Annotated in this window: 22 protein-coding genes; 13 read left to right on the plus strand and 9 right to left on the minus strand. The window is 56.1% G+C overall.

Going from position 1 to position 25,024, the window contains the following annotated elements; genetic code table 11:
- The first annotated feature begins 531 nt into the window (after positions 1–531).
- Positions 532–2,025, plus strand: a complete 1,494-nt coding sequence (locus ACR0MO_RS14220; RefSeq protein ID WP_480891925.1) for a cryptochrome/photolyase family protein — start codon at positions 532–534, stop codon at positions 2,023–2,025.
- Between the two features lie 243 nt (positions 2,026–2,268).
- On the opposite strand, the gene ACR0MO_RS14225 is transcribed toward ACR0MO_RS14220, so the two are convergent.
- From ACR0MO_RS14225 to ACR0MO_RS14255, 7 genes are all read right to left on the minus strand, one after another.
- On the minus strand, positions 2,269–3,051 hold the full coding sequence (locus ACR0MO_RS14225; protein ID WP_480891928.1) for a ThuA domain-containing protein: 783 nt from the start codon (positions 3,049–3,051) through the stop codon (positions 2,269–2,271).
- Positions 3,052–3,066: 15 nt separating this feature from the next.
- A complete protein-coding gene (locus ACR0MO_RS14230; RefSeq protein WP_480891931.1) occupies positions 3,067–4,095 on the minus strand; it encodes a LacI family DNA-binding transcriptional regulator in 1,029 nt (342 codons plus the stop codon).
- Positions 4,096–4,113: 18 nt separating this feature from the next.
- A complete protein-coding gene (locus ACR0MO_RS14235; RefSeq protein ID WP_480582939.1) occupies positions 4,114–5,118 on the minus strand; it encodes an ABC transporter ATP-binding protein in 1,005 nt (334 codons plus the stop codon).
- 11 nt (positions 5,119–5,129) lie between these two features.
- Entirely contained in the window at positions 5,130–6,158 is a 1,029-nt protein-coding gene (locus tag ACR0MO_RS14240; protein WP_480883242.1) for an NAD(P)-dependent oxidoreductase, read from the minus strand.
- A gap of 8 nt (positions 6,159–6,166) precedes the next feature.
- On the minus strand, positions 6,167–6,976 hold the full coding sequence (locus ACR0MO_RS14245; protein WP_480891935.1) for a carbohydrate ABC transporter permease: 810 nt from the start codon (positions 6,974–6,976) through the stop codon (positions 6,167–6,169).
- Entirely contained in the window at positions 6,976–7,863 is an 888-nt protein-coding gene (locus ACR0MO_RS14250; protein WP_480891938.1) for a carbohydrate ABC transporter permease, read from the minus strand. Before ACR0MO_RS14250 ends, ACR0MO_RS14245 begins: the two co-directional genes overlap by 1 nt.
- Positions 7,864–7,953: 90 nt before the next feature.
- The gene (locus ACR0MO_RS14255; RefSeq protein WP_170521445.1) at positions 7,954–9,207 is read right to left on the minus strand and encodes an extracellular solute-binding protein; all 1,254 of its coding nucleotides are present in this window, start codon (positions 9,205–9,207) and stop codon (positions 7,954–7,956) included.
- Positions 9,208–9,901: 694 nt separating this feature from the next.
- Between ACR0MO_RS14255 and ACR0MO_RS14260 the strand changes: the two genes are divergently transcribed.
- From ACR0MO_RS14260 to ACR0MO_RS14285, 6 genes are read left to right on the plus strand one after another with little or no spacing between them, the layout of a single operon-like run.
- The gene (locus tag ACR0MO_RS14260) at positions 9,902–10,819 is read left to right on the plus strand and encodes a substrate-binding domain-containing protein (RefSeq protein ID WP_480626433.1); all 918 of its coding nucleotides are present in this window, start codon (positions 9,902–9,904) and stop codon (positions 10,817–10,819) included.
- A 16-nt stretch (positions 10,820–10,835) separates the two neighbouring features.
- Positions 10,836–12,428: a sugar ABC transporter ATP-binding protein gene (locus ACR0MO_RS14265; RefSeq protein ID WP_480891941.1), complete on the plus strand. Its 1,593-nt coding sequence runs from the start codon at positions 10,836–10,838 to the stop codon at positions 12,426–12,428.
- Positions 12,429–12,469: 41 nt separating this feature from the next.
- On the plus strand, positions 12,470–13,423 hold the full coding sequence (locus ACR0MO_RS14270; protein WP_480626431.1) for an ABC transporter permease: 954 nt from the start codon (positions 12,470–12,472) through the stop codon (positions 13,421–13,423).
- Positions 13,420–13,830 carry a D-ribose pyranase gene (rbsD, locus tag ACR0MO_RS14275; RefSeq protein ID WP_170456563.1) on the plus strand — a complete coding sequence of 137 codons (411 nt, stop codon included), beginning with the start codon at positions 13,420–13,422 and terminating at the stop codon, positions 13,828–13,830. The genes ACR0MO_RS14270 and rbsD overlap by 4 nt, the downstream gene beginning before the upstream one ends.
- Positions 13,827–14,771, plus strand: a complete 945-nt coding sequence (locus ACR0MO_RS14280; RefSeq protein ID WP_480891944.1) for a ribokinase — start codon at positions 13,827–13,829, stop codon at positions 14,769–14,771. Before rbsD ends, ACR0MO_RS14280 begins: the two co-directional genes overlap by 4 nt.
- Before the next feature lie 52 nt (positions 14,772–14,823).
- The gene (locus ACR0MO_RS14285) at positions 14,824–15,816 is read left to right on the plus strand and encodes a LacI family DNA-binding transcriptional regulator (protein ID WP_170521965.1); all 993 of its coding nucleotides are present in this window, start codon (positions 14,824–14,826) and stop codon (positions 15,814–15,816) included.
- A 162-nt stretch (positions 15,817–15,978) separates the two neighbouring features.
- Here the strand turns inward: ACR0MO_RS14285 and ACR0MO_RS14290 are convergent, their stop codons facing one another.
- Positions 15,979–16,908 (minus strand): LysR family transcriptional regulator, encoded by a 930-nt coding sequence (locus ACR0MO_RS14290; RefSeq protein WP_480891947.1) that lies wholly within the window; start codon positions 16,906–16,908, stop codon positions 15,979–15,981.
- 52 nt (positions 16,909–16,960) lie between these two features.
- Between ACR0MO_RS14290 and ACR0MO_RS14295 the strand changes: the two genes are divergently transcribed.
- Entirely contained in the window at positions 16,961–17,914 is a 954-nt protein-coding gene (locus tag ACR0MO_RS14295) for a hypothetical protein (RefSeq protein ID WP_170456548.1), read from the plus strand.
- A 267-nt stretch (positions 17,915–18,181) separates the two neighbouring features.
- Here ACR0MO_RS14295 and ACR0MO_RS14300 read toward each other — a convergent pair whose 3' ends face one another.
- Positions 18,182–18,835, minus strand: a complete 654-nt coding sequence (locus tag ACR0MO_RS14300) for a GntR family transcriptional regulator (RefSeq protein ID WP_170622700.1) — start codon at positions 18,833–18,835, stop codon at positions 18,182–18,184.
- A gap of 208 nt (positions 18,836–19,043) precedes the next feature.
- Between ACR0MO_RS14300 and ACR0MO_RS14305 the strand changes: the two genes are divergently transcribed.
- The 5 genes from ACR0MO_RS14305 (at position 19,044) to ACR0MO_RS14325 (ending at position 25,021) form a co-directional block, all read left to right on the plus strand.
- Positions 19,044–20,126: a Gfo/Idh/MocA family protein gene (locus tag ACR0MO_RS14305; protein WP_480891950.1), complete on the plus strand. Its 1,083-nt coding sequence runs from the start codon at positions 19,044–19,046 to the stop codon at positions 20,124–20,126.
- A 98-nt stretch (positions 20,127–20,224) separates the two neighbouring features.
- Positions 20,225–21,235 carry a TRAP transporter substrate-binding protein DctP gene (gene dctP, locus ACR0MO_RS14310; protein WP_170622702.1) on the plus strand — a complete coding sequence of 337 codons (1,011 nt, stop codon included), beginning with the start codon at positions 20,225–20,227 and terminating at the stop codon, positions 21,233–21,235.
- 26 nt (positions 21,236–21,261) lie between these two features.
- Entirely contained in the window at positions 21,262–21,837 is a 576-nt protein-coding gene (locus ACR0MO_RS14315) for a TRAP transporter small permease (RefSeq protein WP_480891953.1), read from the plus strand.
- Positions 21,834–23,129: a TRAP transporter large permease gene (locus ACR0MO_RS14320; RefSeq protein WP_008755425.1), complete on the plus strand. Its 1,296-nt coding sequence runs from the start codon at positions 21,834–21,836 to the stop codon at positions 23,127–23,129. The genes ACR0MO_RS14315 and ACR0MO_RS14320 overlap by 4 nt, the downstream gene beginning before the upstream one ends.
- Positions 23,129–25,021: a bifunctional sugar phosphate isomerase/epimerase/4-hydroxyphenylpyruvate dioxygenase family protein gene (locus ACR0MO_RS14325; protein ID WP_480891956.1), complete on the plus strand. Its 1,893-nt coding sequence runs from the start codon at positions 23,129–23,131 to the stop codon at positions 25,019–25,021. Before ACR0MO_RS14320 ends, ACR0MO_RS14325 begins: the two co-directional genes overlap by 1 nt.
- Positions 25,022–25,024: the final 3 nt, after the last annotated feature.

Raw genomic sequence — 25,024 nt, forward strand, 5'->3', positions numbered from 1 at the left:
GACGAGGTCGTGCGTTTATGCGGCGCACATCTTATGTCGCACGAACCGGCAGGTGTATTGGGGATGTTGGCAGGTCTCCTCAGCCAATGGGTAAGGCGACGCTCGGATTTGCTGGGGCTGCATTGAACAGCATGCTGGCAAGCTTTGACATGCGGCCTCAGCCCGTCGATGACTGGAGTGTACCGATCCTTGCAGCCGCCCAACAGATCGGGGTGTGAACCGTCGCTACTGCCTATCCACCCATCGGTCCCGTAGGACGCATCTGGACAGAGCCGAACCCAAATTGGCCGAGGCTGGTGTTTCGCTGCACCGGGTGAGGCGCAAGTACGATAGTGTCGCCTGGCCCCACGCAAAATCCGGCTTTTTCACTTTGAAAAAGAAAATCCCAACCATTCTGGCAAATCTGAACTTGTTGCGATGAATCGTTCCGGCGCGCGCAAACGGCGGCGACCGGGGCAAAAGAAGAACAATTATTTGCCAAAGGTACGGCGCGTCATATTTCGCTTCTAAACAGAACGTGCCGGAACGACCATGCCCATTGCCACAATCCTTCTGCCCAACCAGCTATTTACCGATCATCCGGGTTTTGCAGAGCCCCCGGAGCTGGTGGTTCTGTTCGAGGATCCATTGTTCTTTGGCGACGCGAGATATCCCGCGCGGATGCATAAGCAAAAGCTCTGGCTCCATCGGGCCAGCATGGCGCGTTACCAGCAGGATTTGATCGCCAAAGGTTTGAATGCCGAAATTTACCCTTATGAAATGCGGACAGATGCTTGCACACGTCTGTTTCAGCGGCTGGCAAGGACAGGGATTGATCGCGTCGTGATGGCGGATCTGGTGGATTTCATTGCGCGAAATCGAGTCGAAAAGGCCGCAGAGATTGTGAGTATCGCTCTGGAGATACGTCCATCGCCCGGCTTTCTGAACACAGGTGCAGATAACGCGGCGTGGATCACAGGCCGAAAACGTTGGTTCATGGCCGAGTTCTACAAAAGTCAGCGTCGTCGTCTGGATGTCTTGATGGACGGCGATCAACCAATGGGGGGCCGGTGGAGCTTTGACGGGGATAATCGCAAAAAGGTTCCAAAAGCGCTGCTTGGCAGTTTGCCGTGGATTGATTGGCCCACGCATGGCGCCGTTGACCAGGCTGCAAAGGATAGCGTGATCTCTGAGTTTCCGGACGCGCCTGGGTCGCTGGACAGGCTTTACTATACGACATCGCATGGGGCCGCAGCGGATTGGTTGCAACAATTCCTCGAACGCCGGTTTCGTCAGTTCGGCGATTTTGAAGATGCCATCGTTGAAGGGGAAGGCTGGCTTTGGCACGCTGTTCTGACACCCGCGCTGAACATCGGGCTGCTGACGCCCAAACAAGTGCTGGACGCGACGCTTGAACACGCGCAGACACGGGATATCCCCCTCAATTCGGTCGAGGGGTTTATCCGACAGATCATTGGCTGGCGAGAGTTCATGCGCGCCACCTATGAACATCTTGGCGTCGAGATGCGGACCACCAATCATTGGGGCCACAGCCGCAAGATGCCCGCCTCTTTCTACAATGGCACCACCGGCATCGACCCGATTGACGACACAATCGGGCGCATTCTGCAGACTGGCTATTGTCATCACATCGAACGGCTGATGGTTCTGGGTGGTTTTATGTTCCTGTGCGAGATCGACCCTGATGAAGTTTATCGCTGGTTCATGGAGATGTTCGTGGACAGCTATGACTGGGTCATGGTTCCAAACACCTATGCCATGAGCCAGCACGCCGATGGTGGGTTGATGACCACCAAACCCTATTTTTCGGGTTCAAACTATATCCGGAAGATGAGCCATTGGGGCAAAGGCCCTTGGGCAGAGGTTTGGGACGGCCTGTATTGGCGTTTCATTTTCAAACATCTGGACAGGCTTGCACAAAATCCGCGCTGGTCGATGATGTGTAAAACGGCAATACGGATGGATTCGGAGACCAAGAAAAAGCACCTGATCGTCGCCGAGGTTTTTCTGACTCGGCAGCAATGAAAGCGCTACCGGACATTGACCTGTTACCCGATAGAGTCTGTTACGAAGTCCGTTCCAGAATGGCCGAAACGGTGTTTCTGGCTTGTTTTCGCCAAACCAAAGAGGTTCAGGCTTTGGCTCAAGGATCTATTCGGCCACACATCCTCAGCATTTGCGGGTACGGTTGCCATCAACAGTGATATCCGGAGTAGTTGGGCAAAGGCGATCAACCTTGGCTTTAGTCAAGTTCTCGACAAGACGCACTTAGCGAAACCCATCTTCCCCGTCCGAGTGCAGTTTTGGACCGCGCTCTGCGATAGGTTCAATTGCGTTTTCGACCGTTCGATTGGGCGCGGCGTGGACATCGGTGATGCGTGTTGTGGATGGTTTTGCCCATTTCACCGCGTTGCGGAGAACCAGTCGAACAGTCTCGTCATGATACGTGGGATAGGTTTCGTGCCCTGGCCGGAAATAGAAGATGTTACCGGCCCCGCGGCGGTAGGTCAGGCCTGACCGGAAGACCTCGCCGCCCTTAAACCAACTGACAAAAACCGTTTCAAGCGGGTCCGGTACGCTGAAAGGCTCGCCGTACATTTCTTCATGCTCGAGCTCGAAATAGTTCGGCAGCCCTGTCGTGATCGGGTGTCCGGGGGCTGTCACCCAAAGGCGTTCGCGCTCACCAGCCTCGCGCCAGGTTAATGAGCATGGCGTGCCCATGAGTTTTTTGAAGATTTTGGAAAAATGCGCCGAGTGTAACAGGATCAATCCCATCCCTCCCCAAACGGCATCTGAAATGCGATCCACAACCTCGTCCGAGACGTCGCCATGTGCGGCGTGCCCCCACCAAAGCAGCACGTCAGTTCCGTCCAGTCGGCTTTGGGGCAAACCATGTTCCGGTTCCTGCAAGGTTGCAGTTGTCGCTTCGATTTCCGGGTCTTGGTTGAGCGCGCCGGCGATACAGTCATGCATACCACGGGGGTAAATCGAGGCGACTACCTGATTGGTCTGTTCGTGGACGTTTTCGCCCCATACGACGGCGCGGATCATGATGAAAGGCTCCGATTAGCGGTTGTTTCGCGGCGCGGCGGTGCTTGCACGTGGGATTAGTTGGGGGGCGATGATGATCGGTTGGTTGGCCCCTTCTTCTTCGTTCAGGATCGACACAAGCTTTCGGCAAGCCAGACGTCCCCAGTCGCGGCGTGGTAGGCGTATGCTGGACAGGCCCGGGTTGAAAATGGCGGCATAGGGCATGTCGTCATAGCCGATGACAGAAATATCTTCCGGCACCCGCACTCCGGCGCGCACCAGCCCGTGCAGCAATCCGGTGGCTGTTTCATCGTTGTGAACGAATACCGCAGTCGGCAGATTGCCCGATGCCAGCAGTTGTTCGGCTGCCTCCAGACCATAATCGACCGAGAGCTGACCCATCAATTCACGGTCCTTTTGCAGTGGGATGCCCGCGTTTTTCAACGTCTGGTTAAAGCCGTGATAGCGCCGCTCGAACCCATTGGTGTGTAGCGGTCCACACACCTGAGCGATATCGCGGTGCCCTAGTTCTATGAGGTGCCCGGCGGCCAGACGCCCGCCCAAGACGTCATCCGTTCGCACTGTCGGCAGATCAATTTCCTTGTGCCCGCCGCAAGAAACGACCGGCGGGCCTGAATAAACGCCGTTGGCGTCGCTGGGCAACAAATCCTCGAGAAAGCCGTTTGTGTTCAGGATCAGCCCGCCAGCCTTGTTCATCAACAGCATGTCCGAGAACGCACGCTCGCTTTCGGCGTCTTCCGAGGTGTCGCCTATGAGAAGGACGTAACCATGCGCGCGCGCTTCTTCTTCGATGCCCTTGAAGAATTCGGCGAAAAAGGCATTCGTGATCTCAGAGACCAGAACGAGCAGGGTTTTACTGCGCCCACGCCGCAGGTCGCCTGCCGCCTGATTGGCCCGATAGCCCAGCCGTTTCATGATCTCGAACACGTGCTCGCGCGTTGCGGCTTTCACATCGTCCGGGCGCGACATGGCTCGACTGACGGTTGCGATCGAGACACCAGCCTCGCGAGCCACATCTTTGACGGTTGGACGCTTTGAACCCATATCTTCTTCCAACTTGATTCAGGCGGCGATCGGCCGCCCTTGGTCATTGAATTTATGGATGAATCCCGGTTGGGGTCGCAAGTGGATGGTGTCTCCTACATCTTGGTTCTGCTGACCATCAAGGCTTACGGTCAGAACACCTGCATCCGGAACCCGCACATATAGAATTGTGTCGTGGCCCAGCCGTTCCACCAGAGTCACTTTGCCTTCCCATGCGTCGTCAGCCTGACCGACGGCAAAATGCTCGGGCCGAATGCCCAAGGTCGAGGCACCTACGGCCTGAGCATAACGGCCCTTGACGAAGTTCATCTTGGGTGAACCGATGAACCCCGCGACAAACTCGGTGGCGGGGTGGTTGTACAGGTCCATTGGGCTGCCGACTTGTTCGATATAGCCGCCGTTCAGGACCACGATACGATCCGCCATGGTCATTGCCTCGACCTGATCATGGGTGACGTAGATCATCGTTGTTGCCATACGTTGATGCAGTTCACTGATTTCCACCCGAGTTTCCGAACGAAGCGCCGCGTCAAGATTCGAAAGCGGTTCGTCCAGCAGAAAAACCTGCGGGTTGCGGACAATGGCGCGACCGATGGCCACGCGCTGCCTTTGACCACCGGACAGCTGGCCCGGTTTACGGTCAAGGAATGGGTCAAGTTTCAGCGCATCGGCGGCCTCTTGCACCTTCTTTTGGATTTCATCTTTCGAACGGCGCTCAAGATTGAGCGAGAACCCCATATTCTCGGCCACTGTCATTTGGGGGTAAAGCGCATAGGACTGGAACACCATGGCAATGTCGCGTTGGCGCGGCGACAGATCGTTGGCGCGTTTGCCGCCAATCATCAGATCGCCTCCGGTCACTTCTTCAAGGCCTGCAATCATCCTGAGCAGCGTAGATTTTCCGCATCCTGAAGGGCCGACAAAGACGATGAATTCCCCGTCTGCAATTGACAGGTTGATGTCATGAAGCACTTCGACATTACCATAAGCCTTGGACAGGTTCCTGAGTTCAACTCCAGCCATCTCTTCCTCCCTTACCCGGCCGCCAGTGGCGCACGGATGATGTTTCTTACGGTGTCCAAAGACGCAGCTTGCAGCCGCCGTTCAGGGGACCCTGACAAAATCGCTTCGACGTCATGCAGGATCATGTCTCCAATCGGGTGGCGGCCACCTTCCACGGCAGCTGCACGGTGCGGCGACCAGATGACATTGTCGACCTGTCGCAACGCGGCGCGCTTGGACACCGGTTCTTGTGGGAACACGTCGCTGGCGACGCGAATGCGGCCAGCGCTGGCGACCTCAACAAGGGCGTCGAAGTCGACGAGATGAGACCGGCTGATCACAACAACCAGCGTCCCGGGTTTCATCTTTTCGATAAGGGTTCGGGACACAAGCTGATAATTCTCGTCGGTGGGCGTTGCCGCGATGACGACAAGGCGGTTGTTGGTGGTCACTTGCTCCAAATCGCAGAATTCGACACCGTCAAACACTGTTCCGCTTGCTTTCAGCCACGGATCATAGGCTTCGATCTTTGGGGAAAATGGCGCAAGAAGACGTACGCATTCCTGCGCGATGGACCCGAATCCGACAAACCCAATGCGTTGACCGTAAAGCGAGAAATCCGTGCCGATATTGTCGTTGAACCACCTTTCGGATCCGGCGCGGAAGCGTTCGTGCTCATCAACGATGCCGCGACTGCCTGCGATCATCAGACCAAGCGCCATTTCCGCGACCGAGCGTCGAAATCCCGGCGCGCAAGACAACACTTCGATACCGCGCTCGAAACACGCATCATAGTCGAGACCGGTTTGAAAGGTGCCCGAAACCTCGATCACAGCCCGGAGGTTTTTGGCGCCATCCAGCTCTGGTCGGGTCAGTTCCGGTTTCGCTGCCACCACAAATTCTGCCTCTGGCAGATGGGCCAGAAAATCCTTACGCGGCATCGGCCAGTTTACGCCACCATGAATGTCGCAAAGCTCGCCCAAGGCGGTGTAGGAAGACGGTCGGAATAATTCTTCCAACTGGCGAAAGTGTTGATCCAGGATGAGCAGGGGTTTCGACATGTTTCGCCTCACTTCACCGCGCCCGCGGTCATGCCGCGCACGAAGTGGCGTTGGAAGAACAGGAACAAAAGAACGACCGGGATCGCCATGATCACGGTACCGCTGGACAATCCGGTCACGTCGCGGGTCATGGTCCCCTGAAAGTTCAACAGACCCACCGACAGCGTGCGCATTTCGTCCTGGGTCAACAGAAGCAGTCGCAGCAACAGATCGTTCCAGCTCCAGAGAAACTCAAGCAGTGCGGTTGTGACCACAGCGGGTGTGGCAATCGGCATGACAACGCGGCGGTAAATCTGAAACTCGGTCGCACCGTCGATCCGGGCCGCTTCGTGCAGCGCCTTGGGGACGCCCTGAAAAAACGATGAGAACATGAAGACGAAAACCGACACGGCCAGGGCAAGGTCCGCGAAGATGACACCCAGATGGGTGTTGAGAAGGCCAAACGACCGGACGATTTGAAACAGCGGCAGAACAATGGCCGTCACAGGGATCATCAATCCAATCAGGAACAGGATTTGCAGCACCACCTTGCCGCGAAACTCCATGAAAACCATGGCATAGGCCGCAAGCGAGGCGATAAAGATCATGACGACAGCATCAACGACCGAGATGATCAGGGTGTTGAAGAAATACACGCTAAAGCCGCCATCGGTCCAAACGCGCGCGTAGTGCTCGAAGGTCAGGCTGATCGGCGGATACCACGGCGGGTTCACCAATTCGGTCGTGGGCTTGAGCGATGTGAAGACCGTCAGAATGAGCGGAGAGACCATCACAACAGCGATGACGCCGAGAATGAACAGCAGAATCCAGCGTCCCATCACCGATCCTCTCTGTTCTGAATCTGCATGTAGATGATCGTTGCAATACTGACGATCACCAGCAGCGCGACGCCAATAGCCGACCCATAGCCATACTGGTTTTCCAGCGCCCCACGTTTGTACATGTAGGTCGATAGAATTTCACTGAACCGGATCGGGCCGCCCTGAGTTGTGGCCCAGACGATGTCGAAGACCTTGAACGATTGCGTAAGTGTCAGAATGAAGACCACAGCCGTCACAGGCCTCAGGGCGGGCAAAGTGACATAGCGGAAGGATTGCAACGGATTTGCACCATCGACCCGCGCGGCCTCGTACAGGTCCTCGTCAACGGCCTGAAGCCCGGCAAGGAAGATGATGACGCTCAACCCGATTGTCGACCAACTATGTGCCAAGGCCAGCGCGTATAACACCACATCGGGGCTGCCCAGCCAGGGGGTGGCGAGAGCCCCCAACCCGATATTCTCAAGCACCTGATTGATGACACCTGTCGGCTGATACATCCACCGCCAGATCGTGGCGACGGCCATCGGAGAGATCACGACCGGAAGGACGATGCATGTTTGGATCAGCAATCGCGCTTTCCAAACCCGCGCGAGCATAGCGGCAATCACCAGGCCAAGACCGACATTGATAACGATGATCACGCCGGACCAGACAAATGTATTCCGAAAAGCCTCCCAGAAGATCTTGTCAGAGAACAGTTTTTGATAGTTCTCCAACCCGACAAAATTCCGCTCGGGGCTGATTCCGTCCCAATCGGTAAAGGAATATTCCAGCACCGAATAGGTCGGGTAGATCGCAAAGACGATGTAGATCGTCAGCGCGGGCAGCAGAAACAGAACAGGGTTCAGGCGCTGCGCTAATTTGGAATCCGGGTCGAGAAACATGGCTCCACCTTAGACTAATGCGAGTGGTTCTTAGGGAGTGCGCTGGTCCACAGGCACGGCGCCAATGGACCGGCATATTTCTTTGGGGCCTTACCGTTCGGCGATGCCACCCGGCAGCATGATTTCACCGGCTTCCTTCGCGGCGGCCCATGCGGATTGCATTTCCGCAGTGAATTCCTCGGGCGTCATGACATCCAGAAGCAGGGCCTGCAGCCCATCATAAGAAACCGTGGTCAGGCTTCCCGGTGTGATGGTGTCCAGAAACGCCGGAACGGATCCGTTTGCTGCGTGATCGTCCGATGCTTTCCAGATGTCTACGGCCAACGCGGGCATCTGGGCCTCGCTCAGCGCTTGATCAAGTGGGCCGACAGGAACTGTGCCGGCGTTCAACAGTGCGACGCGACCTTCTTGCGACGCGAACATATAGTTCATGAAGTCAATCGCGGCGTCTTTGTTGTCAGAGCTTTCGCGAATGTACCAGCCACTGCCGATAGAGTTGGTGGGGTGGATTTTCTGGCCATCTTCAAGTGGCGGCACGGCGAAGACGCTAAAGTCGTCGATGCGATCACCTGCGGCCTCGGTTCCGCCCCCGATCACCCAAGGTCCGGTGAAGGTCATCGGCACTTCACCGGCCCAAAACCGGTCCATCAGTTCACCATATCCGATTGCAACCGGTGTCGGTCCGAACCAGCCCGCTTTGCCCATCTCTTGCAGTTTTGCCGAGGCAGCCACAAAGGGCTCGTCAGTCCATGCGCCATCGCCAAATAGAACGTCCTCGATACCTTCGGGACCCGCGTAGCGACCAAACATCATGGACTGCCAATGCGACACGGGCCATTTGTCGGCAGCGCCGAGACCAATGGGTGTATCAAAGCCCGCCTCTTGCAGTTTCGCCACGGCGGCTTCCATGTCAGCCCATGTGGTGGGCACGGAAATTCCGTGTTCGTCAAAGATTGCCCTGTTGTAGAACATACCGGTCGTCTCGACCTCATTGCCAAAGGCCCAAAGCTTGCCGTCGCTTGATGTCTGCACCACGATGCCTTCGGGGATTGTGCTGCTCCAGTCATTTGCGAAATAGGCATCTGTCAGATCGGCGACGAGGCCGCCCGCAATAAGGGCCGCCGGTTGACCCGGGCCGGTTCCAAACGAGAAAAGATCAGGCCCTTCGCCAGCCGAAAGGGCGGGGATCAAAGCGGGGTTAAACAGGTCGGAAGAGTTCTTGACGATTGTCACCGTAACATCCGAATTCTGCGCATTATAGGCTTCGGCGAGATCATCGTAGACATTTGTTTGACCGGGTTCCCCGGCAACCCAAACAACCACTTCCGACTGTGCGTATGTCATTATTGGCACTAAAGAAATCGCAGTTGCGATCGCACTGGCTGTGACAAACCTTTTCATGTTTTTCCTCCCAGTTTCGATGATTCTTTGTTCAAAATGTATACGATTACATAAAAATGTAAACGAATACATTTTTTCAATACTGTAGGCCGGCGAAATGCAGGCCTCGAAATTTGAGATCCTCCGTTCTCAAACAATTGCCGGGCGTCGCGCTGAAACAGTGTGCACACCCGTACTGTAAAGCGAGGCATCATCAACGTTGCTTGGATCGGCTTGGCGGTTCACAACCGCGGGGCAACGGTATCAAAACCTGCGATTCCGGGTGCCAGAAAACAAAGTTGTTTCAGCACTTGTTTAGCGACGGTTTCGATGGCGAATCATTGCTTTCACGAAATGTTCGGAAAACGCTTCCGTTGCCTTTCGGCTGCGAAAATCATCGTTGCGCTTCAGCGTGGGTCCCTGGTTCCATCGTTTTTAGTCGCCATAAATCCGCTGCGTGGCGAAAAGTCGATAAGCATTTGAAAATAATAAGGTAAATTTTCCAAAACGCGCGGTAAGTGTTTTCGGCGGGTCCTGAATATTCAATTATGAAACGTTTCATATTGACAGAAAAGCGATTCGATGGCTTCGTATAAAGACGGTGGATCGGCGTGAAAGATTGCCTTTCCGAACAAGCTGAAAACCTAGGGAGGCTCTTATGAAGCTCATGAAATTCGCTGCTGCGGCAGCGACCGGAATTCTATTGTCCGCAGGTATGGCGGCGGCTGACGATAAACCGGTCGTTGGCCTAATCATGAAGTCGCTGGCCAATGAGTTTTTTCAAAACATGCTGGTTGGGGCAGAGGCGCACGCTGTCGAGCGTGGCGACTATGAACTGATTGCCGTCGGGATGCAGAACGAGACGGATTTTGAATCCCAGATCAATGCGGTCGAGAACTTTATCACGCAGGGCGTCGATGCAATCGTCGTTGCCCCGGCAGATTCCAAGGCGATGGTCCGCCCGCTGAAACGCGCGATGGAAGCGGGGATCATTGTGGTCAATTTTGACGTCGCACTGGACGAAGGCGCGAAAGAACAGCAGGGCGTGGAACTGGCTTTTGTCGGCCCGGACAATCGCGGCGGGGCGAAACTGGCGGGTGATGCCTTGGGCAAAGCTCTGGGCGAGGGCGGCAAGGTCGTTATCATCGAAGGCAATCCCGGTGCAGACAATGCCAATCAGCGGCGCATGGGCTTCGAAGACTCGGTTGCGGAATACAAGCTTGACCTGCTCGACAGCCGCACTGCGCATTGGGAAACCGAAGAAGCCAACCAGGTTTTTTCGACCATGCTGACGGCAAACCCCGATATTCAGGGCGTGATGGCAGCCAATGACTCGATGGCCATCGGTGTGGTCAAGGCGCTGGAATCTGCGGGGCGTGACGACATTCTGGTGGTCGGATTTGACGCGATCCCGGCGGTTCTTCCGATGATCGAGGATGGTCGCTTGCTTGCGTCGGTGGATCAGTTTGGTGCCGATATGGCCGCGAACTCGATCGATCTGGCCCTCGAAGTCATCGCCGGTGGGCCGCAACTGGAAGGGTGGGTCAAGACACCTATCGAGCTGGTTACCAAATAAGGTGGAACTCTCGCGGATGCCCGTTACCCCTCCAATCGGGCATCCATCACTCTGGCTGAACAAGGTCGATCCAATGCGCGCTGATACCTCACTTCTGACTGTCAAAAACCTGAGAAAATCCTTTGGCGGCGTGCATGCTCTTGACGGGGTAAGTTTTGACCTGATCGCGGGCGAGGTCCACGCACTTGTCGGCGAGAATGGCGCCGGAAAATCGACCCTCATCAAGGTGCTTTCCGGCGTCCACCCCTTTGACGAAGGCACGGTGGAACTGGACGGGCAACCGTATAAGCCGTCAAACCCGCATGACGCAAAAGCAGCCGGAATTCAGGTGGTTCATCAGGAGTTCAATCTGCTCAACGATCTCAGCGTCGCAGAAAACATCTCGATCGAACATCTGCCGCGCAAACGGTTTGGCATTCTGGACCGGGGCGAAATGAAGCGCCGGGCTCGGCTGGCACTGGATGCAATCGGGCTAAGTGACATCGACGTTTCGACCCCCGTAAGAACACTTGGGATTGCGCATCGGCAGTTGGTTGAAATCGCCCGCGCCCTGCAAAGCGAAAGCCGCATCCTTATTCTGGACGAGCCGACAGCCACGCTCACCGAGCGCGAAACCGAGCGGTTGTTCGAGATCGTGGCCGGGATCAGGGCGAAGGGCGTAACCGTCGTGTTCGTATCGCATCATCTGGAAGAGGTCTTTGCCATTTGCGAGCGTGTCACCGTTTTCCGCAATGGTCAGACGGTCGTGACCAAAGACATAACTGACGTAACATCAGCAGACGTTGTCCGGTATATGGTCGGGCGCGAGTTGGAGGTCGATGCCGCGCATGGGCGCGAGGTCAAACAAAGCAGTGACATCGCCCTTTCGGTTCGAAACCTGCGCACCATGGCCAATCCCGGGCCCGACGGCGTTTCTTTTGATCTGCACAAGGGCGAGATTCTTGGGATTGCCGGATTGGTGGGTGCCGGACGCACCGAAGTTCTGCGGGCCATATTCGGGGCCGATCCAACTGTGTCGGGACAAGTGTTCCGCGACGGTGCGCCGTTGAACATCAAAGGCCCAAGGGATGGAATCTCGGCCGGGATCTGTTTCGTGACGGAAGACCGTAAAGAAGAAGGTCTGATCCTCGATATGCCGATAGCGGCAAACACGACGCTGGTTGATCTGGCCTCGGTAACAAAGCGCGGGCTTCTGGATTTTGCCGAAGAAAGACGACTGGCGACCCAAAGCGGTGCCAGACTGCATTTAAAATACGGGAAACTGTCGGATGCGGCCTCCAGCCTGTCCGGCGGCAACCAACAGAAAGTCGTTTTGGCAAAATGGCTTGCACGGAATCCCGACATTCTATTGCTGGATGAGCCGACACGCGGCGTCGATGTTGGTGCCAAGGCAGAAATCTACTCGATCCTGCGCGATCTGGTGTCCGAAGGTATGTCCATGATCGTTGTCTCTTCGGAACTGCCCGAACTGATTACGCTGGCGGACCGTATTCTCGTCATGGCCAATCACCGCATTCAGGGCAGCCTGGAACGGACGGAATTTTCACAGGAACGAATTCTGCATCTCGCCTACGGGCAGCAGAGCGACACTGAAAGGAAAACGGCATGAGCACGATTGAATCAATTCCGCCTGCATCAAGGGAGAACGCTGTGTCTTTACGATCTATCGTCAACAATGCAGGTATCGGATTGGCCCTGCTTGTGATCGTGGTTTTCTTTTCGATTGCCAGCGAACATTTTCTGTCCGCCAATAACATCACCAACATCCTGACGCAGATTACGATCAATCTGATCCTGGCCGTTGGAATGACCTTTGTGATCCTGATCGGCGGCATCGATCTGTCCGTCGGGTCCGTCATGGCCTTCGCCGCCATTGTGGCAGGCAAAGCCATCACACTGCCCGGAATTGGCGAAACAGAGCTGATCATTCTGGCCGTATTGGCCGGTGTTCTGGCGGGAACCTTGTGTGGGGTTTTGAATGGGGCCATCAGTGCCTATTGGGCTTTGCCCTCTTTCATCATCACTTTGGGTATGCTGAACATTGCCCGGGGCGCAGCGCTTCAGATCTCAGACGCGCAAACGATCTACTCTTTTCCGTTTGCCTTCGAAGAGTTTGGCTCAAAACTGATCTATGGCGTGCCGGTGGTCTTCCTGGTTGCGCTTGGGTTGGTCGCAGTTGCATGGTTCGTGCTGAACCGCACCGTTTTCGGGCGTCTGATCTATGGGATCGGCAACAATGAAGAGGCCGTGCGCCTGGCCGGTCATCCCGTGTTCTGGTATAAGGTCGCAGCCTTTTCGATTTGTGGCATGACCGCCGGGATAGCAGCGATCATATATATGGCACGTCTGAACATCTCCTCTCCGATTGCAGGAATTGGGTTCGAACTGAACGCAATTGCGGCCGTCATCATTGGTGGCACCAGCCTAAGCGGTGGTCGTGGATCAGTCATCGGAACGCTTTTGGGGGCCATCATCATCGGCGTTTTGGCCAATGGTCTGATCCTGATCGGCCTGAGTGACTTCATGCGGCAGATGATCACCGGTGTTGTCATCGTGGTAGCGGTCATTCTTGATCATTATCGCGCAAAGTATTCGGCGGCGTGAAACGCGGCGTCCTCCTGAACCGGCACCTGAGTGCCCTCGTCGCCGAGCTTGGCCACCTCGATGAAGTTGTGGTGGCAGATGCAGGGCTGCCACACCCTAGGGCCGTACCCATAATCGACCTTGCTGTGACGGCCGGCGTGCCCGATCTGCAGCAGGTCCTGACAGCACTGGGAAGTGAGTTGATTGTGGAACACGCGATACTTACGACCGAAGCCAGCACGATAGTCACCGGCAAGATCACTGACCTGCTGACCGTCTGGCCCGCCAATCATGGGGCGGCGGTAGGACAATCCGTCCTGCCCCATGCAGAGTTCAAGGCGCGAACATCACAGGCAAAGGCAATCATTCGCACAGGTGAAACGACACCTTTCGCAAATGTCATTCTGGTGTGCGGGGTGGCGTTTTGACCCGTATTTCTGTTGTAGGAAGCATCAATGTCGATCTGACATCGTATCTCGAGCGCTGGCCCGGAGTGGGCGAGACGGTCGCGGCGGGCAGCACCCAGATCACACTTGGCGGCAAGGGTGCCAATCAGGCAGTGGCCGCTGCAAGGCTGGGCAGTCAGGTGACGATGATCGGCGCCGTCGGCAAAGACAGTTTTGGCCACGACGCCGTTGCCGACATTCGGGCAGCGGGCGTCGAATTGCGGGTTGCCGAGTTGCCGGATCGATCCTCGGGCATGGCATTTATCGATGTTGGACCCGATGGAGGGAATATCATTCGTCTTTCGCAAGGGGCGAATGCTGTCATGGACGCGAAGATGGTTGAACGCCACGCGGATGCCCTGCGGCAAAGTACTGTTGTGCTGCTTCAAAACGAGGTTCCGATCTCTGCATCTCTGGCCGCCGCGCGCATTGCGCATGAAGCCGGAGGATTGGTCATCATGGATCCCGCGCCCGCGCCCGTTCCGTTCTGGAGTGAATCGATCCTGAATGCCTTCGACATCATCACACCCAACACGCATGAAACGCACCTCATTCTCGGAACGTTGCCAACCACACTGGATGAGGCACGCATCGCCGCGCGCGCGCTGTGTTCTTCGGTGCGGCGGGGCGCGATAGTTACAATGGGCAGGCTGGGTGTTGCCTGGTGCATTGATGGCGAGGACGGTCAGATGACCGCGCCGAATGTCCCCGCAATCGACACTGTTGCAGCGGGTGATTGCTTTAACGGTGCCCTTGCACACGGATTGGCCGCCCAAGAAACCATCGATCAGGCCATTGTAACCGCAATGGATGCAGCGGCGTTTGCAACCACGCAGCGCGGGGCGTCAACATCCGCGCCCTTCAAACACCAACTGGAAAGTTTCAGGAAAAGGTCATATTCCCACTGTTTGGCAAATGGTTGAGAATACCAACTGTGGCCGTAAACTACTCGGCCAGGCTAAATCGGGTTCGGATATGGCAACAGTAAAAGATGTGGCCAGGCTTGCGGGGGTCTCGGTCGGGACGGTGTCGAAAGTTCTGTCGCATGACAGCACGGTAAAACCAGCGCGACGGGAAAAGGTTCTTAAGGCGGTCGAGGATCTTGGCTACAAGCCAAATCAGGCCGCGCGCGCATTGCGCACGAAGAAGGTGAATGTGATTGGACTTGTTGTTCCGGATATCACCAATCCGTTCTTTGCAAAGCTGGCGATGAGGATCGAAAAAGAGGCGTCAGCGCGCGGCTACACCGTGATGCTGACAACAACCATGGACGATCCGGAAACAGAAGCACGTCAGATCTCGGCATTGCTCGAACAGTCGCTGCACGGGCTTGTCATTGTCGCAACAAACGATTCCAGCAACGCCACACTGGGGAACTCTGACATCCCGATCGTGTCTCTGGACCGTCGCTTCGGCACCGCGGGACTTGTGAGTATCGATCATTCCGCATCGGCCGCAAAAGCGGCCGAGTATCTGCTTGATCTTGGCCATAGACGGATAGCCTACCTGGCCGGTCCACAAGACACCGAAGTTGGCAGGCTTAGAAAACAGGGTTTTGTCGAAGCCGTCGAACGGTTCGCATCGAGTGCTGACGATGTGGCACTTAATGTACTGGAAGGCACGTTTGACTATGACAGCGGCGAGGCACTTGCGCGGCAGGTTCTCACCCAATCTGAAACGCCCAGACCAAGTGCGATAGCAACCGGAAATGATCAGATGGCAATTGGTGCACTGCGGACAGCAAACGATCTTGGATTACGAGTGCCAGATGACCTGTCAGTGGTCGGGTTTGACGACATTGACCTTGCACTGCATGTAATCCCCCGCCTGACGACCGTTTCACAACCTGCAATGGAACTTTGCCACGCAGCGGTAACCCGCCTGCTGGATGGAAAGAACGTTTTTGATGAAGATCTTATGATTGAAGGTTCTGTCGTCGTTCGAGGATCATCAACTGCCCCCAGGTAAAATCCAAAGAGAGTTTAAAATGCCTTGTGCGAAGCGACCTCAATGGAAATTCGCACGATTGGAGCAGGCCTACCCACCATTTCGCAGTTGGAGAACGGTTGCTTTAACTTCGTTGACGCGCCCACTCCAATTCACCAAATGTAGGCCGTGTATGAACACCGTCTAAACAGCGCCCAGGCAGAGCTTCTTCAACCAGATTGAAAACGGATTCCCGTGATCTGCACGGAACATCAGCGTGGCCGTCGCTTGAGGCATCGCAAACGGAGTTGGTTGGGCCGACATCCCCAAAAGCCGTGCTGTTTTCTCGAACGGCGCGCGCAATGTCGTTATGAGTGCATCTGTCTCCGAAGCGAGGTTAAGCGCAGCAGAAAAGTTTGATGCGTAGCAAACGACATGGCGATCGATGCCGTGTTTTCGAAGCATCTTTTCGACCGGCCCTTCTTGCGCACCACCTAATCCAACAAGGACATGTCGAGATGCGCTCCAAACCTCTGTTGTCGGATTCCGGCTGTACTCATGCGTTTCGGGCGTGAACGTGCACCAGTTGAGTGGCGCAATTCTGTGCAGAACCAGGTTCGTGTCCGATTTTTGGCGGCCAAAGCCCAAACCAATGTCTGCCTTGGAGCTCAAAACGGCCTGCCGCGCCATGTTCCCTTCAATGAATTCAACGGAAGCGAGCGGAGCCGCGTTCGCGAGGTCGCCGATGAAATCCGTGAACAGCGACGTGCAAAGGTCCGGCGTCGCAACACGAATGCGGCGTGTGGTCGTAACAGGGTCAAACTCGAAATCGGTTGTGAACATCAGTTTTGCGGCTTCGGCTGCGGCTGTTACACGGGGACGCAACTTTTCTGCAAATGGAGTGAGCCGCATCGCCCATCCGTCACGAACAAGAATCGGATCGCGAAAATGGTCGCGCAATCTCGCAAGGCTGTGCGACATTGCAGACTGTGTGCGACCTACGGCGTAAGCTGCGTCCGAAACGGATCGTCGGTCCAGAAGCGCATCCAATGCGGTGATCAGGTTCAAGTCGAGGGCTGCGAGGCTTCCATTAATCTTGCTCATGCAAGCATTGTATTCATCGATTTGATTCATGCCATCTGCTCTGTCAGCGTTGCAGTATCATGAGCCGAGAGGGGATAAGACTGTGAAACTGGCCTCGAAAACACTTTGCCTCCTTGCTGCCAGTGTACTGGCCACACCTGCCCTGGCACAGGATAGAGCGTTTGATCTTAACGGGACTTGGGAAAGCATTGCTTGCGAACTGCGCCCACAGGTCGGGCAGGATGGCGTCGCACCTTGGTACCTTAAGCGTTCGATCACGTTTGCACCCGGCCGCATCGATGCGCATTTCACCACTTATTCCGATGCCAATTGTTCCGCACCGCTTCTGGAGTTGAAGTTTGGCGGTGACGTCAACATCCTAGGGGCATCCGAAGTGGCGCAGGGCGCACTTAATGTTGATCTGATCGTCAACGACTATCTGACCATCACGCCGCAGTTGGAAGGCTTCGCGGGGTTTCTGAACTCAGCCGAGACGGGCGCTTGTGGACCTGAAGAGTGGTCCGTCGGCAATGAGCAGGACGTGTTTGAAACCGGATGCTCAGTCATGGGGATAGCGGCGAATGCGCCTACCACAGAATATGAGGTGCTCTATGTCTCAGCCGGCCATCTCTACTTTGGCGCGCGGCCTGTTGACGGCATGCCGCTGGCCCAACCCGACGACCGTCCGACAGCTTTGCAGATGCCACTCAGGCGATTGAAGGGAGGAAAGACCCAGAAAGTAGGTGCGGATGATCTGCGTGTGCCGAAACATGTTGAGATCGTGTTGTTTGAACAAGCCGACGGCGCAGATCCCACGGATGTTCGATCGTTTTTTGAGACCATCACGCAAAAAATGAACCAGAACGACACGCTCCTCTACCGTACCGTGGGCCAAGGTGAAAACGGTATTTGGCTTTGCGTAAACTATTGGACCAATCGCCCTGATATGGAGACCCTGAACGCGCAAGCACAAAGCTGGGCGGACGAGTTCGCGGCCATGGGCGAACTGGTCAAACCAAACAGCTTTCGACTGACCAGCTACGACACGGGGCTCTAGCGATGCAGTGTTCATCTCGCTTCAGCCTGACCGTTCGCTTTCACCAAACGAACGGTCGTTCCGTCTCGCCGTCCTGACCTCTTCCGCAACCTAAATCGATCAAGCGGAGCGAATGCCCTTGTTGCGGATTGCGCGGGCAACGTTAGCGAGCAAGATCGAACGGCCGCTTTGGGCCGTCCACAAACTTCTCGATATCGCTGTAGAGTTTCAAGACTGTCTCCGCCAAATCGACCTGAAGAGGTCGAAGCACGCTATCCGCATGCCGCCCTACATAGCCTCCAGCGTGTGTGCGAGACCGTTGCGGATGTGATCTTCCAACAGCTTCTTGGCGGTGCCAGCGTCTCGGGCCAATGCCGCATCGAACATGCCCTTGTGCTCTTTGACGGCCTCTTCGCCGCGATAGGTCAGCACAAGCATCTGATACCGCAAATACTTGTCGTAGATGATCGAGTGCAGAGAAAGTAGGTTCCTGGAGTTGCAGGCCGCGATCATCGCCTGGTGAAACTCCCAGTCATATCGTTTCCAGGTTTCTTTCTCGGACTCGTCGCCCTTGAGTAGCTGCTGTTCCATCAGGTGCAGTTTGTGATGAGCGGCAACAAGGTTGCCTTCCCAATCCGTATCACCGTTCGCAATGGACAACTCCAAAGCGTGGCATTCCAACAGGACCCGAAGCTCTGAAATCTCGGTCAGGTCTTCGCGAGAGACCGGCGTGACCAGGAAACCCCGTTGTTCGGGGGCTTCGACAAATCCGTCGCTGGCAAGCCTGTTCAGGGTTTCCCGAAGAGTCGACAGGCTTGCCGAATAGCGTTCCTTCAAGGCGTCCAGCTTCAGTTTGGAGCCGGGCTGCAGCTCTCCGAAGATGATATCCCGCTTGATGCGCTGATAGGTGCTTGCACCTATCGTAGACGGCTGCTTCGCCATGCGTTTCACCCGATATTCTTGGTTTCTTCGCTCAATTAGCATTTTTCAGGGGTATCAGCAATCCAAACTGATGTATGGTAAAAATAAAAATATCATACATTATTGCGGAATCGCAAAAACCCCAATACGGTCGCGGTCAAGTTGGGCAACGCTGCTCGGTTGAACATTCAGGTTTCGGAGATGTCCGAACCCTCCGGAAGGAAACACAGTGTCTCAGAACTTTCGCATTGCCATTATTGGCATTGGCCTTGTTGGACGCCGCCACGCGGACGCGATCCGGGCGTTGCGTCATGTCGATCTTGTGGCGGTCGTCGATCCCAGCGACGAGGGCCGTGCCTATGCCGCCGAGCATGGTGTCGCGTGTTACAAGACCTTTGAGGATATGTTTGCCCACCAATCACCGGACGGCGCTGTGCTTGCGACCCCGACGACGTTGCATGTTGAGCAGGGGCTGACATGCGTCCGACACGGGTGCCCTGTTCTGGTCGAAAAACCGATTGCTGTCGAAGCCAATGCAGCGCTTGAGCTGGTACAAGAGGCCGCGAAGGCAGATGTGCCGCTCATGGTCGGGCATCATCGACGGTACAACCCTTTGATCAAGTCCGCCAAGGAAGCGATTGCAGACGGGAAGATCGGCGATGTTCGCGCGGTTCATGCGAATTGCTGGTTTTACAAGCCAGACGCGTATTTTGAGTCCGCGCCCTGGCGCAAGAAACCCGGGGCGGGGCCCATCTCGGTCAATCTGGTCCATGACGTCGATCTTCTGCGCTATCTGGCCGGAGAGGTCGTGACCGTACAGGCGCAGTCCATCGCGTCGCAACGCGGGTATGACAACGAAGATGTGGCCGGGGCGTTGCTGACATTCGAGGGTGGCGCGATCGGGACAATAACCGTGTCCGACAGCATCGTTGCCCCGTGGAGTTGGGAGATGACGTCCCAGGAATATCCGATTTACCCATCAACCACGGAAAGCAGTTATATGATCGGAGGCTCTCATGGATCCTTGTCCGTCCCTGACCTTCGGCTTTGGAATTATCCGGGCGGGCAACGGGATTGGTGGACTCCGATCTCGTCAACGGCTCTGAAAAAGGGGGCTTCGGACCCTTTGGTCAATCAGCTCAGGCATTTTGTTGACGTGGCGCGCCACAAGGCAGAGCCGATTGTCTCTGGGTGGGAGGGGCTGAGAACGCTTCAAGTCATTGAAGCAATACAAAATTCCTGCCGGACGGGGGAAACCGTTAGGATAGAAAGCTATCAGCAGTCACCGAAGGCTCAGGTCACGATAGTTTAAAATATCAGATATTTTGTAAAAAATCTTGCAAAATGTCCAAAATAGGTCAAAACTCGGAATCGTCAAAAAAACATCATGATGTCTCAGGGAGGAGCAAAGTGATTACCAAACTTACCCGCCGGGCTGCTGTATCAGCCCTGGTCGCAACCGGTGTTCTGTTCAGCGCAACAAGTGGTGCGCTGGCAGAAGACAAAGTGCAACTTCGAATGGCAACGTCGGGATCGGAGACCGACCAGCGCTCGGTCGCCATGGTCGAGGTTTTTGCGCCCATGGTCGCCGATTTCGCAAGTTACGAGCCCAGCTATAACGGCACCATCTTCGCGCAAGGCACCGAGCTGGACGCCATCAGCCGTGGCAATCTGGAGATGTCGATCACCTCGGCGCAGGAACTGGCACAGTTCTTCCCCGAGTTTTCGATCTTTACCGCCGGCTATGTCCATCAGGACGCGGCGCATCAGGTGGCCGTCTTCAACGATCCCCTTATGGATGCCTTCAAGCAAAAGGCTGAAGACGAGTTGGGCGTCAAACTACTGTCGGTCATGTATCTGGGTCGTCGTCAGGTGAACCTGCGCCAGCCCAAGGATGAGTTGACGGTCACAACCCCGGCCGATCTGGAAGGCGTGAACTTGCGGATGCCGGGTACTGATGCGTGGCAGTTCCTTGGCAAGGCGCTGGGTGCTGCGCCAACTCCGATGGCGTTCTCCGAGGTCTATACTGCGCTGTCCACCGGCGCTGTTGACGGCCAGGACAACCCGCTGCCGACCGTGGTGGATGCCAAGTTCTACGAAGTGACCAATCAGATAATCCTGACGTCCCACTTGGTCGACCTGAACTACATCGCCATCGGCAAAGAGGTCTGGGACGGGTTGACGCCGGAACAACAGGCCAAGGTTCAGGAAGCTGCGGATGCAGCGGCTGAATCGGGTCGCCAGAAGCAGCTTCAGAAGGAAGAGGATCTGGTCAGCTTCCTGAAAGAGCAGGGCATGGAAGTCTATGAGCCCGATCTGGCCGCGTTCCGCGATCAGGTTCAGTCCATGTATCTTGAAAGCGAGTTTGCGGGGTCGTGGCCGGACGGCGTTCTGGAACAGATCAACGCGCTGGGCAACTAAGACCAATCACGGAAGGGAGAACCACCATGAAAGGCTTCATAAAGGGGTTCTCCCGACTGACCGAAGCGATTGCCGGCGGGATGCTGGCGGCAATCTTCCTGATCTTCCTTCTGCAAATTCTGTTGCGGTACTTCTTTACCCCCGCCGGATGGACGCTTGAACTGATCGGCATCCTCTGGGTCTGGGTGATCTTTTTCAGCTGCGCCTTCATCGTACGTGAACGGGATCATGTGAAGTTCGACATCATCTACCTGTCGGTGCCCCGACGTGTCCGTCAGGTCTTTGCGATGCTCGCAGCCGCCGCCATCGTCATTGGGATGCTCTACAGCTTTCCGCCGACCTGGGACTACATCGACTGGATGAAAATCCGCAAGACCGCGACGGTTCGCAACCCGTTCTCGGGCGAGAAGGTACCGCTGCGCACGGTGTTTTCGATCTATGCCGTGTTCATGCTGGTCGTAGCCGCACGCTATGCATGGCTGTTCTTCGACATCATGCGCAACGGCCCACCAAAAACTGAACTTGAAATGGTCGTGGGATTTAACGTGGTCGACGATCATCCCCGCGTTGACGTGGAAGACGACGAGGACGCAAGCAAATGAGCTTTGAACTTCTTTCCTGCCTGCTGACCCTTTTTGTTCTGGCAGGCATCGGGACACCTATCGGCTATTCCATCCTGTTGGCGTCACTGATGTATCTGGGTGTCGCTGGTCTGGACGTCGCGCTTGCGGGTGAGAAGATCCTGCAAGGCTTCTACAAAAGCACGATCCTGCTTGCCGTGCCGTTGTTCATCGTCGCCGCCAATATCATGAATGCGGGGTCGATCACGGACCGTCTGCTGAACTTCTGCGTCGCTGCGGTCGGGCGGTTCAAGGGCGGTCTTGGGCATGTCAACGTGGTGGCGTCATTGATCTTTTCGGGCATGTCCGGCTCGGCAGTTGCGGATGCGGCAGGGATCGGCAAGATCATCATTGAGATGATGACCAAGGATGGCCGCTACAGCAGAGGTTATGCCGCTGCTATTACCGCGGCGTCGGCGACGATCGGCCCGATCATTCCGCCCTCGATTCCAATGGTCCTTTACGCGCTGGTGTCGAAAGCCTCTATTGGCTCGCTGTTTTTGGCCGGTATTCTGCCAGGCCTGATTATGGGCGTCGTCCTGATGGCGATGAACTACTATCTGGCTGGAAAGCGGAACTTTGCACTGGAAGAACCTGTTCCGCTGCGCGAGTTGCCCGCAAAAACTGCCAATGCGTTCCCCGCACTGCTTATGCCCGCGATCCTGCTCTATGGTATCTATGGCGGCGTCACCACGCCGACCGAGGCCGCCGCCGTGGCTGCCTTCTACGCCCTGCTGCTGGCCGCATTGTTCTACCGCGCACTGACCTTCCGTGGCCTTTATCAGGTGTTCGTCGACAGCGCGCGGTCTTCCGCCGCTGTGGGCGTGGTCATTGGCGGTGCGTTCATCCTGAACTTCATCGTCATTCAGGAACAGATTCCACAGTCGATTTCGGCCCTGCTGGAGGGTTCGGATGTTAGCCCGATTGTGTTCCTGATCCTGGTTAACCTGCTGATCCTTGCGCTGGGTTGCGTGCTGGACGCAACAACGATCATTCTGGTGATCGTGCCCCTGTTTATTCCCACCTGCGAGGCGCTTGGGATCGATCTGGTGCATTTCGGAGTGCTGGTCGTCGTGAACTCGATGATCGGTCTGATCACGCCGCCCTATGGCATTCTGCTTTTCGTGATCAACGCCGTGACGGACATTCCGCTGCGCGAAATCATCTCGGAAATCTGGGCCTTTCTGGCGGTGCTCATCTTCGCGCTGATGATCATGATGTTGATGCCTGATCTGGTCCTGTGGTTGCCGCGTCTGTTCGGGTATCAGGGGTAATGTGCCTGTCGGTTTCGACAACCTCCATACCCGGCGATCTGGCAGAGAAACTGCATGCCATCGCCGGGGCTGGGTTTGACGGCGTCGAGTTGCACGAACCTGACCTGACCGCGTTTGACGGGCCGCCTTCGCACATCCGCGATATTGCGTCGGACCTCGGTCTGAAGATTTGCCTGCTGCAGCCGTTCCATAACCTCGAAGGTCAGACCGGCCCGGGGCGGGAACGCGCCTTTGACCGGCTAAGGCGTAAATTCGATCTGATGGATGCGTTGGGCACAGATCTTTTGCTTGTGGGGTCCGCGTTCGAAGTGGGCACTGATGCCACCGAAGAACAGGTGATCGCGGACCTTGGCGAGGCGACCGAAATTGCCAAACAGATAGGGCTGCGTCTGGCCTATATGGGCTTGCCATGGTCCGATCTTGTTCACTCGGATGAGCAGGCGTTACGCATTGTCGAGGCAATTGACAGCCCTCATTTCGGGTTGGCCCTGAACTCATTTTTCTCGCTTGCCGACGGGTCCAAACCAGCCCGTCTTAGGGACACCCCCGGAGAGCGGTTGTTCCATGTACAACTGTCCGACGCGCCCCGGCTTGAGATGGATATTCGCAGGCTCAAACGGCACTTTGGGCTTTTGCCGGGGCTTGGGGCGCTGAACCTTGCGGGCTTTGTGCGGGTGTTGTCCCGCGCCGGGTACAAGGGGCCCTGGTCCATCGCCCGCGTCAACGAGGCGGCCCCCCAACCCGGAGGTCGCACACTGGCCCGAGACAGCTACAGGTCGCTGGTAAACCTTCTGGATGAGGTGTCGCGGACCGAACCAAGCGCAGATTATGGCATCCCGAAACTGCCCGAACGTGTCTATGCGTCAGGCTTTGAGTTCGTCGAATTCACAGCCGACGAGGTAAGCGGTGCGCAGCTGGCAGACATGCTGTCAGCCATGTGTTTTCGAATGGAGCGAAAGCACGTCAGCAAATCCGTCGAGCTGTGGCGGCAAGGCGCGATCAACATCGTGGTGAATACCGAAAAGGAAGGTTTCGCCCATTCAGCCTTGCTGGGCCACGGCCCATCGGTCTGTGACATGGGATTGCGCGTCAAGGATGCGGATCAGACGGTTCAGCGGGCTACCGCGCTGGGGGCCCCGGATTTTTCGCAGCCGGTAGGAACCGGAGAGCTGGATATCCCGGCCATTCGGGGTGTCGGTGGTAACGTCGTTCATTTTATCGATGAGAAATCCGATCTGCATCGGGTGTGGGATATCGAATTCGAGCCGGTTGCGAAAACAAAGGCGACCCAACCCGCCGGTCTGCGTCGCATCGACCATCTGGCCCAGACCATGCGCCACGATGAGATGCAAAGCTGGCTGCTCTACTACATTTCGACCTTTGAGATGGCAAAGTCGCCCATCGTGAACGTCGCCGACCCGTCGGGTGTTGTGCAAAGCCAGGCTATCGAAAGCCCCGAGGGCGAAGTGCGCCTGAACCTGAACGGGGCCGTTGGTCGTCGGACTTTGGCGGCGTCATTCCTGGAAGACGGTTTCGGAGCGGGCGTTCAGCACATCGCCTTTCAGTCGGACGACATATTTGAAACCTCGGCGCAATTGCGCAAGTCCGGCTTTCCCAGCCTGACGATTCCGGAAAACTACTACGCCGATCTGCAAGCGACTTTCGGGTTGGATGACGATCTGATCGCCCAGATGCGTCAGGGCAACATCCTTTACGACCGGGCAGCGGGTGCCGAATATTTTCAGATCTACAGCCGCCCCATCTTTAACGGCTTCTTCTTTGAAATTGTTGAACGCCGCGCGGGCTATGCCGGGTATGGCGCGCGCAACGCGCCCATTCGCCTTGCTGCACAGAGCAAAAGCCAAGCGGTGAAAGAGGTGCAGACGCAATGACCA

This window comes from Ruegeria sp. K5 (assembly GCF_056531805.1).